Annotated in this window: 12 protein-coding genes; 6 read left to right on the top strand and 6 right to left on the bottom strand. The window is 54.5% G+C overall.

The window, feature by feature from the left end:
• Positions 1 to 70: 70 nt before the first annotated feature.
• Together acrD and narQ are read right to left on the bottom strand one after the other, a co-directional pair.
• On the bottom strand, positions 71 to 3184 hold the full coding sequence (gene acrD, locus IP582_RS18535; RefSeq protein WP_193794062.1) for a multidrug efflux RND transporter permease AcrD: 3114 nt from the start codon (positions 3182 to 3184) through the stop codon (positions 71 to 73).
• A 211-nt stretch (positions 3185 to 3395) separates the two neighbouring features.
• Positions 3396 to 5096 (bottom strand): nitrate/nitrite two-component system sensor histidine kinase NarQ, encoded by a 1701-nt coding sequence (gene narQ, locus IP582_RS18530; RefSeq protein WP_193794061.1) that lies wholly within the window; start codon positions 5094 to 5096, stop codon positions 3396 to 3398.
• A gap of 225 nt (positions 5097 to 5321) precedes the next feature.
• On the opposite strand from narQ, the gene aegA reads away from it, so the two are divergent.
• The 3 genes from aegA (at position 5322) to IP582_RS18515 (ending at position 9115) form a co-directional block, all read left to right on the top strand.
• Positions 5322 to 7301 carry a formate-dependent uric acid utilization protein AegA gene (gene aegA / locus IP582_RS18525; RefSeq protein WP_108700854.1) on the top strand — a complete coding sequence of 660 codons (1980 nt, stop codon included), beginning with the start codon at positions 5322 to 5324 and terminating at the stop codon, positions 7299 to 7301.
• Between the two features lie 69 nt (positions 7302 to 7370).
• Complete coding sequence (gene nudK / locus IP582_RS18520) at positions 7371 to 7946, top strand: GDP-mannose pyrophosphatase NudK (RefSeq protein ID WP_039079719.1); 576 nt, start codon at positions 7371 to 7373, stop codon at positions 7944 to 7946.
• A 125-nt stretch (positions 7947 to 8071) separates the two neighbouring features.
• Positions 8072 to 9115, top strand: a complete 1044-nt coding sequence (locus tag IP582_RS18515) for a DUF1176 domain-containing protein (RefSeq protein WP_193794060.1) — start codon at positions 8072 to 8074, stop codon at positions 9113 to 9115.
• Positions 9116 to 9209: 94 nt separating this feature from the next.
• On the opposite strand, the gene tkt is transcribed toward IP582_RS18515, so the two are convergent.
• Positions 9210 to 11198, bottom strand: coding sequence for a transketolase (tkt, locus tag IP582_RS18510; protein WP_193794059.1), 1989 nt, complete (start codon positions 11196 to 11198; stop codon positions 9210 to 9212).
• A gap of 20 nt (positions 11199 to 11218) precedes the next feature.
• Complete coding sequence (gene tal, locus IP582_RS18505; RefSeq protein ID WP_193794058.1) at positions 11219 to 12169, bottom strand: transaldolase; 951 nt, start codon at positions 12167 to 12169, stop codon at positions 11219 to 11221.
• A gap of 282 nt (positions 12170 to 12451) precedes the next feature.
• On the opposite strand from tal, the gene maeB reads away from it, so the two are divergent.
• Positions 12452 to 14731 (top strand): NADP-dependent oxaloacetate-decarboxylating malate dehydrogenase, encoded by a 2280-nt coding sequence (gene maeB / locus IP582_RS18500; RefSeq protein WP_071193722.1) that lies wholly within the window; start codon positions 12452 to 12454, stop codon positions 14729 to 14731.
• A gap of 551 nt (positions 14732 to 15282) precedes the next feature.
• Here maeB and hemF read toward each other — a convergent pair.
• Positions 15283 to 16191, bottom strand: a complete 909-nt coding sequence (gene hemF, locus IP582_RS18495) for an oxygen-dependent coproporphyrinogen oxidase (RefSeq protein ID WP_193794057.1) — start codon at positions 16189 to 16191, stop codon at positions 15283 to 15285.
• Positions 16191 to 17063, bottom strand: coding sequence for an N-acetylmuramoyl-L-alanine amidase AmiA (gene amiA, locus IP582_RS18490; RefSeq protein ID WP_039079725.1), 873 nt, complete (start codon positions 17061 to 17063; stop codon positions 16191 to 16193). The genes hemF and amiA overlap by 1 nt, the downstream gene beginning before the upstream one ends.
• A gap of 212 nt (positions 17064 to 17275) precedes the next feature.
• Here amiA and IP582_RS18485 point away from each other — a divergent pair, with 212 nt between their 5' ends.
• Both IP582_RS18485 and IP582_RS18480 read left to right on the top strand, forming a co-directional pair.
• Positions 17276 to 17701 (top strand): GNAT family acetyltransferase, encoded by a 426-nt coding sequence (locus tag IP582_RS18485; RefSeq protein ID WP_193794056.1) that lies wholly within the window; start codon positions 17276 to 17278, stop codon positions 17699 to 17701.
• Positions 17688 to 18137 (top strand): DUF2919 domain-containing protein, encoded by a 450-nt coding sequence (locus tag IP582_RS18480; protein ID WP_193794055.1) that lies wholly within the window; start codon positions 17688 to 17690, stop codon positions 18135 to 18137. The genes IP582_RS18485 and IP582_RS18480 overlap by 14 nt, the downstream gene beginning before the upstream one ends.
• Positions 18138 to 18166 lie beyond the last annotated feature (29 nt).

Here is an 18166-nt window from a genome sequence, read left to right as displayed (position 1 = left end):
AAACGATAAAAGTGTGAAATTAATCACGCAATAAAAGGCGACCTTAACAGGCCGCCTTTTTGTTTGCTCATTATTCCTGACGTTCTTTCAGCGGAAAGCGCCGTCTGACCAGCACAAAGAACAGAGGAACAAAAAAGATTGCCAGCACAGTTGCTGAAATCATCCCGCCCATTACCCCGGTACCCACAGCATGTTGGCTACCGGAGCCTGCGCCCGTACTGGTTGCCATCGGCAAAACGCCAAAGACAAAGGCAAGAGAGGTCATCAGAATCGGGCGCAGACGCTGACGGCAGGCGTGCAGTGTTGCCGACAGCAGATCCTGACCCTTCTGGTTCATTTCGTTGGCGAACTCGACAATCAGGATGGCGTTCTTCGCCGATAGCCCGATAACCGTCAGCAGGCCCACCTGAAAGTAGACGTCATTTTCCAGTCCGCGCATCCAGGTGGCGAGCAGCGCGCCAATCACCCCGAGCGGTACGACCAGCATCACCGAGAACGGCACTGACCAGCTTTCATAAAGCGCGGCCAGGCAGAGGAACACCACCAGCAGAGAAATCGCATAAAGCGCCGGTGCCTGTGAGCCTGACAAGCGCTCCTGATAGGACATGGCCGTCCACTCCAGACCAAAGCCGCCGGGAATCTGGCTAACCAGTTTTTCCATGGTATCCATGGCGGTACCGGTACTGATACCCGGTGCCGCTTCACCGACAATCTCTACTGCCGCATAGCCGTTATAACGTTCCAGACGCGGGGAGCCGGTTTCCCAGTGCGAGGTGGCAAAGGCGGAGAAGGGCACCATGCCGCCGCTGCTGTTACGCACATACCAAAGATTAATGTCGCTCGGCAGCATGCGGTATTTTGCCGCTGACTGAACGTAGACTTTCTTCACGCGGCCGCGATCCATAAAGTCATTCACATAACTCGAACCCCAGGCAGTTTGCAGCGTGTCGTTGATATCATTGATTGAGACCCCGAGCGCCTGAGCTTTACGCTGATCGATATCGACCTGTAATTGCGGGCTGTCATCGAGGCCGTTGTGACGCACGCGCGTCAGCATCTTATTGCTGTCGGTCATTTGAATCAGTTTGTCGCGCGCCGCCATGAGCGCATCGTGCCCGGCCCCCGCGTGATCCTGCAATTCCATATCGAAACCGGCGGAGCTGCCCAGGCCACTGATTGCCGGCGGACTGCTGGCAATCACGCGGGCTTCGTTGATATGGCGAAACGCTTTGGTGGCACGCTCAATGATGGCAAAGGAACTGCCGGTTTTCGGATCGCGTTCGCCCCAGTCTTTCAGACGCACAAACATACGTGCGACGTTCTGGCCGTTCCCGCCGGGGCCGGAACCAACGGTGGCGAAGACGGACGCGACATTGTTTTTCTCATTTTTGAAGAAGTAATCTTCAACCTTTTGCACCACTTTCAGCGTCTGCTGCTGCGTCGCGCCGCTCGGCAGTTGTACCGATGCCATAAACATCCCGCGATCTTCAAGCGGTAAAAAAGACGTTGGCAGGCGCAGGAATAAAAACACCATGCCGCCCAGCAACAAAACGTAGAGCAGGATCCAGCGCAGGCTGCGGTGCAGAATTTTCGCCACGCCATTTTCGTAACGGTCGGCGTTGCGGTTAAACATGCGGTTAAACGCGCCGAAGAAACCTCTTTCCCCGTGGTGCTCGCCTTTATGCAGAGGTTTAAGCAGCGTGGCGCACAGGGCTGGTGTGAGGATCATCGCCACCAGCACGGATAACACCATAGCGGAAACGATAGTGATGGAGAACTGACGATAAATCGCCCCGGTGGTACCGCCAAAAAACGCCATCGGGACAAATACCGCCGAAAGCACCATCGCGATACCCACCAGTGCACCCTGGATTTGCGCCATCGATTTTCGCGTCGCTTCTCTGGGCGAAAGACCTTCCTCGCTCATGATACGTTCGACGTTTTCCACCACGACAATCGCGTCGTCCACCAGAAGGCCGATGGCGAGGACCATCGCAAACATGGTGAGGGTGTTGATGCTATAGCCAAAGGCGTAGAGAACGGCGAAGGTCCCCATTAACACCACCGGCACGGCAATCGTCGGGATGAGCGTTGCGCGGAAATTCTGCAAAAAGAGATACATCACGAGGAAGACCAGCGCGATAGCTTCCAGCAGCGTTTTCACCACATCGATAATGGATTCTTTAACGAAAGAGGTTGTCTCGTAGGCGACCCGATATTCCAGGCCATGCGGAAAATATTGCGACAGCTCATCCAGGCGTTTTAGCACTAATTCCGAGGTCGCCATCTCATTCGCACCGGAGGCCAGCTTAATCCCCAGCCCGGAGGCGGCGAGACCGTTAAAGCGGCTCAGGAAGTCATATTTCTCAGCACCCAGTTCAACCTCGGCGACATCGCCAAGGCGCACTTCGGAACCATCCTGATTAACCCGCAGGGTGATATTTCGAAACTGCTGCGGTGTCTGGAGTAGCGATTGTGAGTTAATCGAGGCGTTCAGCGCCTGACGGTCTACCGAAGGTGAGCCGCCGAGCTGACCAACGGCGACCTGGGCGTTCTGGGATTTAATCGCGCTGGTCACATCGTCAGTGGTCATCTGGTAGCTGTTAAGCTTCGCCGGGTCGAGCCAGATACGCATAGCATACTGTGAACCGTAGGCATCGATATCGCCAACACCATTCACGCGGCTTATGGGATCCTGAATATTACTGGCGACATAGTCGGCGATATCTTGTTTATCCATCGAGCCGTCGGTAGAGACAAACGCCAGCGTCAGGATGTTGGTGTCACCGGTTTTTCTTACCGTTACCCCCTGGTTCTGAACGGCCTGGGGGAGTTTACGCAGAGCAGACTGTAACTGGTTTTGTACCTGCTGCACGGCCTCGTCGGGGTCCGTACCGGCGGAGAAACTGAGTGTAATCGTGGCCTGCCCGGCGCTGCTGCTTTGTGATGACATGTACATCAGATTATCGAGGCCGGTCATGTTCTGCTCGATAACCTGCGTCACGGTGTTTTCCAGCGTCTGGGCAGATGCGCCCGGGTAGTTAGCGGTAATACGGACATTAGGTGGGGCCAGATTAGGGTATTGCTCCACTGGCAGAGAAATAATGGCAAGGGTTCCGGTTAAACAGATCAGGATCGCCAGTACCCACGCAAAAATGGGGCGATCAATAAAAAAATTCGCCATCAGAAACAAGACCTCGTTGTTTTGCTGCGCATTGTTATTTTGACATTGCTGAAATCAATGAATGTGTGCTCAATGTAGCGGGAACAGATAAAGCAAACGTGGAGAAAAAAAGGAGATAATGTAAATTATCATGCTTTTTCAAGGCACAATTATGCTGTGTCTCCTTTATCCCCGTTTTGCTGCATCCGTTTCAGAAATTCTTTTCTTTTCCTTACGTTTGCTGGCTTTTAAGCGTACGCGGCGCCGGGAAACGCAGTTCGACTAATGTCCCACCGCCAGGCGGGCGCGCAAAGTTCAGCGTGCCGCCAAGACGGCTTGCTCGTTCGCGCATAATATTCAATCCGTAATGTCCCTGAGGTTCATCGGTCGTGCCGATGCCTTTTCCATTATCGCGAATATAAACCGAATACTGATCGTCCGGGTCCGTAACGCAACTGACGGTGATGGTACTGGCGTCGGCATGTTTAATCGCGTTGATCACCGCCTCGCGCACTATCTGCAAGATGTTTACCTGCTGCTGTGCATCCAGCATAAGCGTTGGCAGGCGGCAATCCAGCTCGAGCTTCGCGGTCGTCTGGCTCTGGAGAAGCGCCATTGCTTCATTCAGAACGGCGGGCAGATCGCTTTGGGAAACCGTCAGGCGGAAGGTCGCCAGTAATTCCCGCAACTGACGCCAGGCATCGTTCAGGGCACGGGAAAAATCGGTGATGATGGTTTGGGCGGGCGCGTTGTCCTCGGGCACTGCTCGTTTGAGCAATGCCAGTTGAATACGCAGATAAGAAAGCACCTGGGCCAGCGAATCATGAAGTTCCATGGCGATGGTGGCGCGCTCTTCCATCAGAATCAGTTGCTGGTGCTGTTTTTGCGCCTGATTAAAATAGAACCCGCGCCCCATAATCGTGGCCACGCTTTGCAGTAATGGCGTGGAAGCCTGGGCATTGACGCTTTGCCAGCGTAATTCGCCAAAAACGCTCTCTTGCATGCTGACGGGTAACACGTTAACCGGAAGGTCTTCCTGCGCCTCACCGTGATGAATGGACCAGTGATCGCCCATTGTTAACTCCAGATAGCTTGCCGCTTCGTGCTCATAGACTATCTGCAGAATGTGACGAAAACACATAACGTCGATCTGGCTGGTGTTGAGCGCCTGCGAACATTGATACAACACTTCGAGGCGACGGTGGGCTTCCTGCAGGTCATACGTCTTCTCTGCGACCTGGGCTTCGAGTGTGCGGTAGAGTTTGTGCAATTCACCAGACATTCGGTCAAACGTGGACGCCAGCAGCCCCAATTCGTTATCCAGATGGGTATTGAGTAACGGATAGGTAAAATGTCCTCGCTGAATCTCCTGGCTCGCCACCATCATTTGCGCAAGGGGGTTAACGACCTGCTGGCGAATGCGCCGTAGCGTAAAAAAGACCAGCAGGAAAATCCCCATCGCGCCAATGAGCGAGATGCCCAACACCAGCAACATTTTCCGTTCCGAATAGTGTTGTAGCGCCAGAACAAACTGGTCGATGTTATCGACATATTGCTGAATATTATGCTGATACCAGACCGAGTCGGCTGTGCCTAATCGGGCATCCATCTCCTGCCAGCTTTCCTGTAACTGCGCATAGCGCTGCCCAACAATTTCAGGCACATACCAGCGGTTTAACGTGTGTAAAACCGGTGAGTTCAGCGATTGCTGATAGATTTGGCGATGTGCATTTAATTCTGCGGAGCCGCGTTCCAGGTCATACCCCAGACGATAGCTTTGCATACGCAGAGAACCGGCGATATTAACGGCTTCCGCATCGCGCAAGCTGCTGGCAAGCGTCATTAGCGCCGCGCCCGTTGAGAGCAGCGAAAGCAAGACGATATAAAAAAAGGCTCTGGCAAGGCTGGATGAAACAGGTCGTTTTACAGTCACAACAGCAATTCCCGCTATCCAGGGGTGGCGGACGAAATGGCATCGCCGGACGGCTCATCAAATGAGATTAATTTTGACTTATGCCACGATAAATTGATCTGCAACATGCGCGTGACAATTAAGTAACGCTTCTGGGCAAATGTACATTGCCTGCGCTGAACAGCCCAGGTAAATACATTGTTCATATAAAAAATAAGGTTTATTAAACCAGAAAAGAAGACCGCCATGAATCGTTTTATTATGGCTAACAGCCAACAATGTATAGGGTGTCGCGCCTGTGAAGTGGCCTGTGTAATGGCACATAACCAGGAACAACACGTTTTAAGTCACGAACATTTTCATCCCCGAATTACGGTCGTAAAGAATAAACGCCAGCGCAGCGCGGTAACATGTCACCATTGTGAAGCCGCTCCTTGTGCCCGCAGTTGTCCGAACGGCGCAATTAGTCGTGTAAATGATTCGGTGCAAGTTAACCAGGATAAATGCATCGGTTGTAAATCCTGTGCGGTGGCGTGCCCCTTCGGCACCATGCAGATCCTTGTCACACCGGTCGGCAATGGCATGGTAAAAGCCACGGCACACAAATGTGATCTCTGTGTCGATCGCGCTGAAGGCCCCGCCTGTGCGCAAAACTGCCCGGCAGACGCTATTCAGGTCGTGAGTCGTGATGATCTGGCTGACCTGGCGAAGGCGCGCCGTTTACGTGCGGCCAGCCAGGAAGCTCAACCGTGGCACAGTATGGCGGCGTTGGTCCCGGCATTTAACGATCGCAAGGTCAAACAGATGCTCAAAACGTCGCCGCGTGGAGAGCCCGATAAGCTGGCGCTGGCGGCGCGCAAAACCGGCTTTGCTGAAATCTATCTGCCGTTCCGCGCCGATCAGGCTCAGCGTGAAGCGGAGCGTTGCCTGAAATGCGGTGAGCACAGCGTCTGTGAATGGACCTGCCCGCTGCACAACCATATTCCCCAGTGGATTGAACGTGTAAAAGCCGGGGATATCACCGCAGCCGTTGAGTTATCGCACCAGACGAACTGCTTACCGGAAATCACCGGGCGCGTCTGTCCGCAGGATCGTCTGTGCGAGGGGGCGTGTACCGTTCGCGACGATTACGGCTCGGTCACTATCGGCAATATTGAGCGTTACATTTCCGACCAGGCGCTGGCAAAAGGGTGGCGGCCTGACCTTAAGCATGTGGCAGCGGTAGATAAACGCATTGCGATCATTGGCGCGGGGCCTGCCGGTCTGGCATGCGCCGACGTGCTGGCGCGCAACGGCGTGAGTACCACTGTGTTTGATCGTCACCCGGAAATCGGCGGCCTGCTGACTTTCGGTATTCCGGCCTTCAAACTGGATAAATCACTGCTTGCGCGCCGCCGGGAAATTTTCAGCGCGATGGGTATTCGCTTCGAACTGAATTGCGAAATTGGCCGGGATATTACCCTGGACACCTTGCTTGAAGAGTACGATGCCGTGTTTGTCGGCGTCGGTACGTACCGGTCGATGAAAGCGAATTTACCGAATGAAGATGCGCCTGGCGTCTATGACGCGCTGCCGTTCCTCATCGCCAACACCAAACAACTGATGGGGCTACCGGATTCGCCGGAAGAACCCTTTATCAACACCGCCGGGTTGAATGTAGTGGTGCTGGGTGGCGGTGATACGGCGATGGACTGTGTACGGACATCGCTGCGTCACGGGGCCAGCAAAGTGACCTGCGCCTATCGTCGCGATGAGGCCAATATGCCGGGCTCGAAAAAAGAGGTAAAAAACGCGAAGGAAGAGGGGGCTGAATTCGAGTTTAACGTCCAGCCGGTCAACCTGGAGCTGGATGAATCGGGCTGTGTCACGGGGGTTCGCCTGCTACGCACGCAGTTGGGTGAAGCGGATGCGAAAGGGCGTCGCCGTCCGGTACCAATAGAGGGCAGCGAGTTTGTGATGCCAGCAGATGCCGTCATCATGGCTTTTGGTTTCAATCCGCACTCCATGCCGTGGCTGGAAACGCACGGCGTGGAGGTTGATGACTGGGGCCGTATCGCGGCGAACGTCAACAGCGCATACCGTTATCAGACCAGCAACCCGAAAATCTTCGCCGGTGGCGATGCGGTTCGCGGTGCAGATTTGGTGGTGACAGCCATGGCGGAAGGTCGTCATGCTGCACAGGGGATGATGGACTGGCTGGGCGTTACAGCACCGAAAGGCCACTGATTACCCGTCGCGACAAAACAGACTTCGCAGCGTAATATGAGAGTGACCGTATTACGTTGTGGAGTCGGTATGTCGTTCAACATAGAAGTCATTAAAGATAAAGTCCTTTCAGATAACTATTTCATTCTTCGCAATATTACCTACGATTTGACCCGCAAAAATGGTGACGTGATTCGCCATAAACGCGAGGTTTATGACAGAGGAAATGGCGCCACTATTCTGCTGTATAACCCGGATAAAAAGAGCGTGGTCCTGATTCGCCAGTTCCGCGTCGCGACCTGGGTTAACGGTAACGAAGACGGTCGCCTGATTGAAACCTGCGCCGGCCTGCTGGACGACGATGAACCGGAAGTGTGCATTCGCAAAGAGGCCGTTGAAGAGACGGGATATGCAGTGAGTGAGGTTCGTAAGGTATTCGAGCTTTATATGTCCCCCGGTGGCGTCACCGAAATCGTCCATTTCTTTATCGCCCGCTATGACGACAGCATCCGGGCAAATAATGGCGGCGGTGTCGAAGATGAAGACATTGAAGTGCTGGAACTCCCCTTTGCGCAGGCCCTTGAGATGATGAAAAGCGGCGAGATACGCGACGGCAAGGCGGTGATTTTACTGCAATATTTGCAATCATCAGGTCTAATGGATTGATTTTACTAGGGTTAAAAAATAAATTTTAGATAAAGCTATCCGACAAATCCGATTGAGCGGCAGGCGCGGGAACACGAAGATACGCGGGTTGTGTGTTGCGATTCTCTTCCGGGGCTGTTTTATTCATGCGTTACCGCGTTTTGCTTGCTTTCATTCTGGGTGTGTGCCCGACGTCCTTCCTGTGGGCTGCACCCGCGCAGCAGGCTTTTTCCGACTGGCAAGTAACCTGTAATAATCAAAATTTCTGCGTGGCACGAAATACGGGTGAGCACCATGGCCTCGTCATGACTCTGGGGCGCAGTGCCGGGGCGCAGACCAGTGCTGCTTTGCGCATCGATCTGGGCGGCAAAGAACTTCCCCCCTTAAAAGAGGCGCCCATTGCGCCACGCCTGCGCCTGGACGACAAACCGCTCGGGCTGGTCGGTCAACGCTGGCAAATCACTCCCTGGCATTTAATGACCGATAACGCACAGACCATTACGGATTTTTTGCAAACTATTCAGGAAGCCCAGGCGATCACTTTGCAAGACGGGAAGGGGACGATTTCCCTGGTTGGCCTAAAAGCGGCATTGCTGTTTATTGATGCCCAGCAAAAACGCGTCGGTAGCGAAACGGCGTGGATCAAAAAAGGGGACGATCCACCGCTGAGTGTACCGCCGGCCCCGGCCCTTAAAGAAGTCGCGCTGACTGACTCCAGCCCCTCACCGTTAACGCAGCGAGAACTCAATGACTTACTAGATTATGGCAACTGGCGGATGAATAACAGCCAGTGCTCGCTTGACCCCATGCGCCGGGAGGTTCGGGTCACGGCGTTAACGGATGATAAAGCCCTGCTGATTATTGACTGCGAAGCAGGCGCGTACAACACGGTGGATTTAGCCTGGATGGTCTCGCGGGAAAAACCGTTCTCTTCACGCCCGCTACGCTTACACCTGCCATTTACCCCTTCGCGCGGTACCAACGAACTGGAATTGATGAACGCCAGGTTTGATGAGAAAACCCACGAGTTGACGACGCTTGCCAAAGGTCGTGGGTTAGCGGATTGCGGCGTAATGACACGCTGGCGTTTTGATGGCCAGCGCTTTCGCCTGACGCGTTACGCCGAAGAGCCTGAATGTGATAACTGGCATGGACCAGATGCCTGGCCCACCCTGTGGATCACGCGTTAAAAAAGCAAAACGCCAACAAACGTTGGCGTTTTTTAGAGTTTGTACCCTCATCCCCATGGGAGAGAGTATCATGCGGCACAGCCGGGCAGGGCGCTTACAGCAGGCGCTTTGCTTTTTCGACAATATTCTCGACGGTGAAGCCGAAGTACGGGAAGAGCTTATCCGCAGGCGCGGATTCGCCGTAGCCAGTCATACCGACAATCGCGCCTTTCAGCCCGACATATTTGTACCAGTAGTCGGCAATACCAGCTTCAACGGCAACGCGGGCGCTGACATCCGAAGGCAGGACCGACTCGCGGTATTGCTCATCCTGGGCATCAAAAATATCGGTTGAAGGCAGCGATACCACGCGGACTTTATGCCCCTCCTGAGTCAGTTTTTCCGCCGCTTTTACCGTGATTTCAACCTCAGAGCCGGTGGCGATCAGGATGATATCCGGCTTACCATCGGCATCTTTCAGGATATAACCGCCTTTGGCGATTGCTTTAACCTGCTCCGGTGTCCTGTCCATTTGCGCCAGGTTTTGTCGGGACAGAATTAAGGCCGTCGGGCCGGTGTGGCGTTCCACCGCCAGCTTCCAGCCAACCGCAGCTTCGACCTGATCGCAGGGGCGCCAGGTACTGAAATTCGGTGTCAGGCGCAGGCTGGCCAGTTGTTCCACTGCCTGGTGAGTTGGACCATCCTCCCCCAGACCGATAGAGTCATGGGTATAGACCATGATTTGTCGGGCTTTCATCAGCGCCGCCATACGTGCCGCGTTGCGCGCATACTCCACAAACATCAGGAAGGTGGCGGCGTACGGCACAAAGCCGCCGTGATGGGCGATGCCATTGGCGATGGCGGTCATCCCGAATTCACGCACGCCGTAGTGGATGTAATTCCCGGCTGGATCTTCTTTTAATGAGTGGGAACCCGACCAGATCGTCAGGTTACTGGGGGCAAGGTCGGCGGAACCACCGAGCAGTTCCGGCAGAACCGGACCAATCGTATTCAGGGCATTTTGTGACGCTTTGCGGGTAGCAATTTTTGCCGGCTCCGCCTGCAGTTTCTCAATATACGCCTGGGTGGTTTGTTCCCAGTTTTCGGGCAGACCACCGCTCAGGCGACGTTTAAATTCCGCAGCCAGTTCCGGGTATGCCTTTTCATAGGCCGCAAATTTCTCCTTCCATGCCTGCTGCGCTTTCTCGCCGCTTTCGCGCGCGTCCCATGCTTTATAGATCTCTTTTGGGATCTCAAAAGCCGGGTATTTCCAGCCCAGTTTCTGACGGGTTAAGGCGACTTCCTCTTCCCCAAGCGCAGCGCCATGGGACTCTTCTTTCCCGGCCTTATTGGGGGAACCGAAACCAATGACCGTGCGACAGATAATCAGTGACGGTTTATCTTTAACGCTTTGCGCTTCCAGAATGGCCTTTTTCACCGCCTCGGGATCGTGGCCGTCGATTTCATGTACCACATGCCAGTGGTAGGCCTCGAAACGTTTGGCCGTATCGTCGGTAAACCAGCCTTCGGTTTCGCCATCAATTGAGATGCCGTTGTGATCGTAAAAGCCGATCAGTTTGCCGAGCCCCAGGGTGCCCGCCAGCGAACTGACTTCATGCGAGATCCCCTCCATCAGACAGCCATCGCCCATAAACACATAGGTATAGTGGTCGACAATCTCATGATCAGGGCGGTTGAACTGTGCGGCGAGCGTCCGTTCAGCAATCGCCAGCCCGACAGCGTTCGCCAGCCCCTGCCCAAGCGGACCGGTGGTGGTTTCGACGCCTGGCGTATAGCCAATCTCCGGGTGACCCGGGGTTTTCGAATGTAGCTGGCGGAAGTTTTTTAACTCATCCAGCGACAGGTCATAACCGCTTAAGTGCAGCAGGCTATAGAGCAGCATAGAGGCGTGGCCGTTAGACAGAATAAAACGGTCACGATCGTACCAGGTCGGGTCTGTCGGATTATGTTTTAAGAAGTCGTTCCACAGGACTTCGGCAATATCCGCCATCCCCATCGGTGCGCCAGGGTGGCCGGAATTCGCTTTTTGTACCGCATCCATACTCAGGGCGCGAATCGCATTGGCGAGCTCTTTACGAGACATAACTCTCTCCTTGCTAAGGGTTAAAATTTGGCGGCGATCAGATCTTCGAGTTTGCGCTGGTCAACGGCGAACTGGCGGATGCCGTCCGACAGTTTCTCCACCGCCATAGCGTCCTGGTTGTGTTCCCAGCGGAACTGCGCTTCGGTCAGAGGTTCAGGGCGCGGGAAGGTTTGCGACGGCGGAACCAGTTTGCGTTCAACAACGCCTTCCTCGCCGTGCAGGGCCTTGAGCAGGTCGGGAGAAATAGTCAGTCTGTCGCAGCCTGCCAGCGCCAGAACCTGTTCTGTACGACGGAAGCTTGCGCCCATGACGATGGTTTCGTAGCGATGCTGTTTAAAATAATCGTAGATATTCCGCACGGATTTCACGCCGGGGTCTTCATCCACCACGTACGGGTCCATGGGCTTACGTTGCTGATACCAGTCGTAGATACGTCCAACAAATGGGGAGATTAAAAATACCCCGGCTTCGGCACAGGCACGCGCCTGGGCGAAGGAGAACAAGAGCGTCAGGTTGCACTTGATCCCCTCTTTTTCGAGGATTTCCGCCGCGCGGATCCCTTCCCAGGTTGAAGCCAGTTTGATCAGAATGCGTGATTTATCGATGCCTGACTCCTCATAGAGCTGCACCAGCTTGCGGGCTTTGGCGACGCTTTTTTCTTTATCGTAGGAGAGGCGGGCATCCACTTCGGTTGAAACACGTCCGGGGATACTTTTCAGAATTTCTTGACCGAAATTTACCGCCAGCTTGTCGCAGGCTTCTGCTACCTGCTGCTCCTGGGTTTTGCCGTGGCTTTTGCCATAGACAATTGCGTCTTCAATCAAGTGCTTAAAGTGGTCCAGCGCGGCTGCTTTCAGTAGTAGCGAGGGGTTGGTGGTTGCATCTTCGGGTTGATAATGTCGAATGGACTCAATATCGCCGCTATCGGCTACCACGGTAGTGAACTGTTTGATGCCGTCTAAATAATTCATAGAAAAATACTCCTTAAAAAGCAAGGTGTTATATGAATGATTTCGAGAGTGTTGTTATCGGAATCGTGTTGTGCATAACAAAAAAGCATAGCAGACGAGGAGTGTCTTGCTTTCAACGGGTTGTAACATTGGTGTTATGAATTGATAGCAATTTTTGTTATGGGTTGGTCAGAGTTTGGTTGTGTTCAAAGTTTGCGGGCGTGGCTGGGGGCATACTATGCGGCGCATCAGGACGGTTATCACGCTTCAATTATCTGAAAGATACGCGTTAAGGAACAGCAAATGGACGACCAACTCAAACAAAGTGCCCTCGATTTCCACGAGTTCCCGCATCCTGGGAAAATTCAGGTGTCTCCAACGAAGCCCCTGGCCACACAGCGCGATCTGGCGCTGGCTTACTCGCCGGGTGTTGCGGCTCCGTGTCTTGAAATCGAGAAAGATCCGCTGGCAGCTTATAAGTATACGGCGCGTGGCAACCTGGTTGCCGTCGTCTCAAACGGTACCGCCGTGCTTGGGCTGGGTAACATTGGCGCCCTCGCCGGGAAGCCGGTGATGGAAGGCAAGGGCGTTCTGTTTAAGAAATTCGCCGGCATTGATGTATTTGATATCGAAGTCGACGAGCATGATCCGGACAAGCTGATCGATGTGGTGGCGGCGCTGGAGCCGACCTTCGGTGGCATCAACCTGGAAGATATCAAAGCGCCAGAGTGCTTCTATATTGAGGCAAAACTGCGCGAACGCATGAACATTCCCGTTTTTCACGATGACCAGCACGGGACGGCCATCATCAGTACCGCAGCCATTCTGAACGGCCTGCGCGTGGTAGAGAAAAATCTGTCTGACGTGCGTATGGTGGTCTCCGGAGCAGGGGCGGCGGCAATCGCCTGTATGAACCTGCTGGTGGCGCTGGGCATGCAGAAACACAACATTGTGGTATGCGACTCCAAAGGGGTTATCTACAAAGGCCGTGAAGCCAACATGGCGGAAACCAAAGCGGCTTATGCCGTGGAGGATGATGGCAAACGCACGCTGGCAGATGTGGTTGACGGCGCGGATATTTTCCTCGGCTGTTCCGGTCCGAAAGTGCTGACGCCGGAGATGGTCAAAAAAATGGCGCGTCAGCCGCTGATTCTGGCGCTGGCAAACCCGGAACCGGAAATTCTGCCGCCGCTGGCGAAAGAGGTTCGCCCGGATGCGATCATCTGTACTGGCCGTTCCGATTACCCTAACCAGGTCAACAACGTACTCTGCTTCCCGTTTATCTTCCGTGGTGCGCTGGATGTGGGTGCGACGGCGATTAACGAAGAGATGAAGCTGGCGGCGGTACATGCGATTGCCGAGCTGGCGCATGCCGAGCAGAGTGAGGTGGTGGCCTCCGCCTATGGCGACCAGGATCTGAGCTTTGGCCCGGATTATCTGATCCCGAAACCGTTCGATCCGCGTTTGATTGTGAAGATCGCCCCCGCGGTGGCAAAAGCAGCGATGGATTCCGGCGTCGCAACCCGTCCGATCGCTGATTTTGACGCCTATGTCGATAAGCTCACCGAGTTTGTCTACAAAACCAACCTGTTTATGAAGCCTATCTTCTCGCAGGCACGTAAAGAGCCAAAACGCGTTGTGTTGACCGAAGGGGAAGAGCCGCGCGTGCTGCATGCGACGCAGGAGCTGATCACTCTGGGGCTGGCGAAGCCGATTCTGGTGGGCCGTCCGGGCGTGATCGAAATGCGTATCCAAAAACTGGGGCTGCAAATTCGACCCAACGTTGACTTTGAGATCGTCAACAATGAATCGGATCCTCGCTTCAAAGAGTACTGGACCGAGTATTACAGCATCATGAAACGGCGCGGTATCTCTCAGGAACAGGCGCAGCGTGCGGTGATCAGCGATACCACGGTGATTGGCGCGATCATGGTTCACCGCGGTGAAGCGGATGCGATGATCTGCGGCACCATCGGTGATTATCATGAACACTTTAGCGTCGTGCAGGAGATCTTCGGCTACCGCGAAGGCGTGCATGCGGCCGGGGCGATGAACGCGTTGTTGCTGCCCAGCGGGAACACCTTTATCGCCGATACCTATGTGAATGAGAACCCCAGCGCTGAACAACTGGCGGAGATTACCTTGCTGGCGGCAGAAACTGTGCGCCGTTTTGGTATCGAGCCGAGAGTGGCGCTGTTATCCCATTCGCAGTTTGGTTCCTCGAAATCGCTGGCTGCGCTGAAAATGCGTGAAACGCTGGAGCTGGTGCGCGAGCGTGCACCCGAGCTGATGATTGACGGGGAGATGCACGGGGACGCCGCGCTGGTGGAGAGTATCCGCCATGAACGTATGCCGGACAGTCCGCTGAAAGGCTCGGCGAATATCCTGATTATGCCAAACGTTGAGGCTGCCCGTATTAGTTACAACTTACTACGGGTGTCGAGCTCCGAGGGGGTGACGGTGGGACCGGTGCTTATGGGCGTATCGAAGCCGGTGCATGTCCTGACGCCTATCGCCTCCGTAAGGCGTATCGTTAACATGGTGGCGCTGGCGGTGGTAGAGGCGCAGACGCAGCCGCTGTAAGCTGGTTGTCGGGATTTCCCGGATGCGGCGGCTGCTTTGTCCGGGCTACGAGCGGTTTTCTCCCTCTCCCCCGGGGAGAGGGTTGGGGTGAGGGGAATATGCGGCTCTGGAGGAGGGTTCCGTTCACCGTATGTTCATGGCGAAATGTCACCTTCGGACACGTGAACGGGTAAAGGGGAACACCGCGTTCCCCTTTACAATCCCCGCGGCCTCGCAAAGAAATCGGTGCTTCGCACTGCGTTCGCCTCCCGCCCCGCTGCCTGCGGTCGGTTTGACTCGAGTTACTCGCCCCATCCCTGGGGCTCGCCCTTCGGGCCAACGCATTGCGTTGTTCAAAATCGTTCCGGACGATTTTGTCGTGTCCCGACAAACCTCAGTCCGCCATCCCTGGCGGACTGACCTTGTCATCGGGTCTTCGTCTCACCAATTTCAGCGGGGACTCAACCCCCTCGCTGTACGCTCTGCGCCAGGGGGGACAAAGATGTCGCTATGGTTGCCATGCGGGAAAACGAATCAGCCGTGGCTAAAAAGGTTGAAGACGTTCACAGTATCTACGCGATAATCCAGTCCCGAGGTTTTATAAACGCACTTAAGGCAGCCTCCGGGCTGCCTTCTTCTGGCTGGTAGTTGTATTCCCAACGCACCAGTGGCGGCATCGACATTAAAATCGACTCTGTACGCCCGCCCGTTTGCAGGCCAAACAGCGTGCCGCGATCCCACACCAGATTAAACTCCACATAACGTCCGCGACGATAGAGCTGAAACTCACGCTCACGCTCCCCCCATGGCATCCCTTTGCGCCGCTCGACAATCGGCAGCCAGGCATCGGTATAACCTTTGCCCACGGCCTGCATAAAGGCGAAGCAGGTGTCAAAATCCGGTGTGTTCAAATCGTCGAAAAACAGCCCGCCAATCCCGCGCTGCTCGTTCCGGTGCTTAAGATAGAAATAGTCATCGCACCACTTTTTATAGCGCGGATAGACCTCTTCCCCGAACGGCTGGCACAGGTCATGCGCCGTCTGGTGCCAGTGAATGGCATCTTCCTCGAAACCGTAGAATGGCGTCATATCAAAGCCGCCGCCAAACCACCAGACCGGGTCGGCGCCGGGTTTTTCAGCAATAAAAAAGCGCACATTGGCATGGCTGGTTGGCACATACGGGTTGCGCGGATGCACCACCAGTGAAACCCCCATGGCTTCGAAACTGCGCCCGGCCAGCTCAGGGCGATGCGCTGTTGCCGAAGCGGGCATTGCACTACCGGTGACATGAGAAAAGTTAACCCCCGCCTGCTCGAAAATCGCGCCATCACGCAAGACCCGGCTGCGACCGCCGCCGCCGGCATCGCGCTGCCAGTTATCTTCAATGAAAGCGGTGCCATCCAGCGCGGAAAGCTGTTGGCAAATGTCGTCCTGCAGTGACAGCAGAAAGGATTTTACATCGTGGGTATCCGGTATGGTCATCAGCGTTTCTTCGAATGGGCCTTGTGATTATCGAACCAGTTAAAGTAACTGATAATACCGTCAGCAATCGCGTTGGCTATCTTTTGGCGAAATGCGGTGGTGCCAAGCAGCTTCTCTTCCTGCGGGTTGGTGATAAACGACGTTTCCACCAGTACCGAAGGGATGGACGGCGATTTCAGCACCACGAACGCCGCTTGTTCCGTATTCCGGCTGTGCAGGCGGTGTACCGGTTTAATCTGGCGCAGAATATGTGAGCCGAGCGTCAGGCTATTTTTGATGGTATCGGTCTGAACGAGATCAAACAGCACCTGCTGTAGCAAATGATCTTTATCTTTCGCTTTCTTACCCGCGAGATCATCGGCGGCGTTCTCGCGATCGGAGAGGTACTTCGCCATGGCGCTACTGGCCCCACGGTTAGACAACGCAAAGACCGATGCCCCTGCCGCGCTGGGATTGGTAAAACCGTCAGCATGAATGGACATAAACAGATCGGCTCCGTGCTGATGGGCAATCTCCACGCGATCGTAAAGCGGGATAAAGGTATCGCCGGTGCGCGTTAAGCGCGCGTCAATGCCCCGGTTACGCAGAATGGTGCGGACAATTTTGGCAATTGCCAGCACAACATGTTTCTCTTTCGAACCGTTGCCGCCTATTGCGCCGGTATCAATGCCGCCGTGGCCTGGATCCAGCATCACGATACGCCGTGAACCGGCTTTCTTTGCTTTCGGCTGGCTATGCCCATTGCTGGTTTTAAGGGATGAATCGTCTTTTGCGATGGCCCGCGACATGCCTGAGAGCGTTAAAGCGGCAAGGCCGGCTTTCAGAACCTGACGACGCGAGGTGAATATTTTTAAGGGTTTGAAAGTGCTCATACAGCCTGTTCTTTTTATCCGTAGTCCCTGGAGTTATATCGTATTGGGTTGGCCGTTACGACAGTCCTTACTAAGAAATGTTTTACTTTTCATTTCAATACGTGACAGAGTGACATTATGCCATTTTCCTGCTGCGATTTCGCCGCATATTGGCTACGGCGGCTGGTCGCGCGATAATCTCTCTTTGACCGTAAAAAAGGGCAGGTAACACCATGGAAATACGTGTTTTTCGCCAGGAAGACTTCGAAGAAGTGATCACCCTGTGGGAGCGCTGCGAACTGCTGCGCCCGTGGAACGATCCGGAAATGGACATCGAACGTAAGATTAATCACGACGTCAGCCTGTTCCTGGTCGCCGAGGTCAACGGTGAAGTCGTCGGCACCGTGATGGGGGGCTATGACGGACACCGTGGTTCAGCCTACTACCTGGGGGTTCATCCGGAATTTCGTGGTCGTGGTATTGCCAACGCGTTATTAAGCCGCCTGGAGAAAAAACTGATTGCTCGCGGCTGTCCCAAAATCAACATCATGGTACGTGAAGACAATGACGTGGTTTTGGGAATGTATGAACGCCTGGGCTATGAGCATTCAGACTCGCTGTGTTTAGGTAAGCGCCTGATAGAAGATGAAGAATATTGAGTTAACGCCTGCTGATTTTGACAGCCATGGCCGTTTGCGGCTGCCGTTTTTATTCTGGTGTGTATTGTTATTACAGGCGCGAACCTGGGTTTTATTTGTGATTGCGGCAGCGTCGCGGGGGCAGGGCGATGCGCTGTTGACCTTGTTTTATCCCAATCATGATACTTTCTGGCTGGGCCTGTTGCCCGGTGTCCCGGCCGTTTTCACGTTTTTACTGAGTGGTCGCAGGCACCTCTTGCCGCGTCTCTGGCGTCTGATGCGCCTGTTGCTGATTCTCGCGCAGGCCACGTTATTACTCTGGCAGCCACTGCTGTGGTTGTACGGAGAGGCTATCACTGGCGTGGGACTCGGGCTTGTCGTGGCGGATATCATAGCGCTGGTGTGGCTGCTGAGTAATCCGCGCTGTCAGGCCTGTTTTCACCCGGATCATCATTAACGGGCACTTTTTACTGTTCCGGCACTCCA

Origin of the sequence: Citrobacter sp. BDA59-3 (genome assembly GCF_015167655.1) — a bacterium.
GTDB lineage: Bacteria > Pseudomonadota > Gammaproteobacteria > Enterobacterales > Enterobacteriaceae > Phytobacter > Phytobacter diazotrophicus.
The sequence above is the reverse complement of the archived record's forward strand: the minus strand, read 5'-3'. Positions and strand labels throughout refer to the sequence as shown.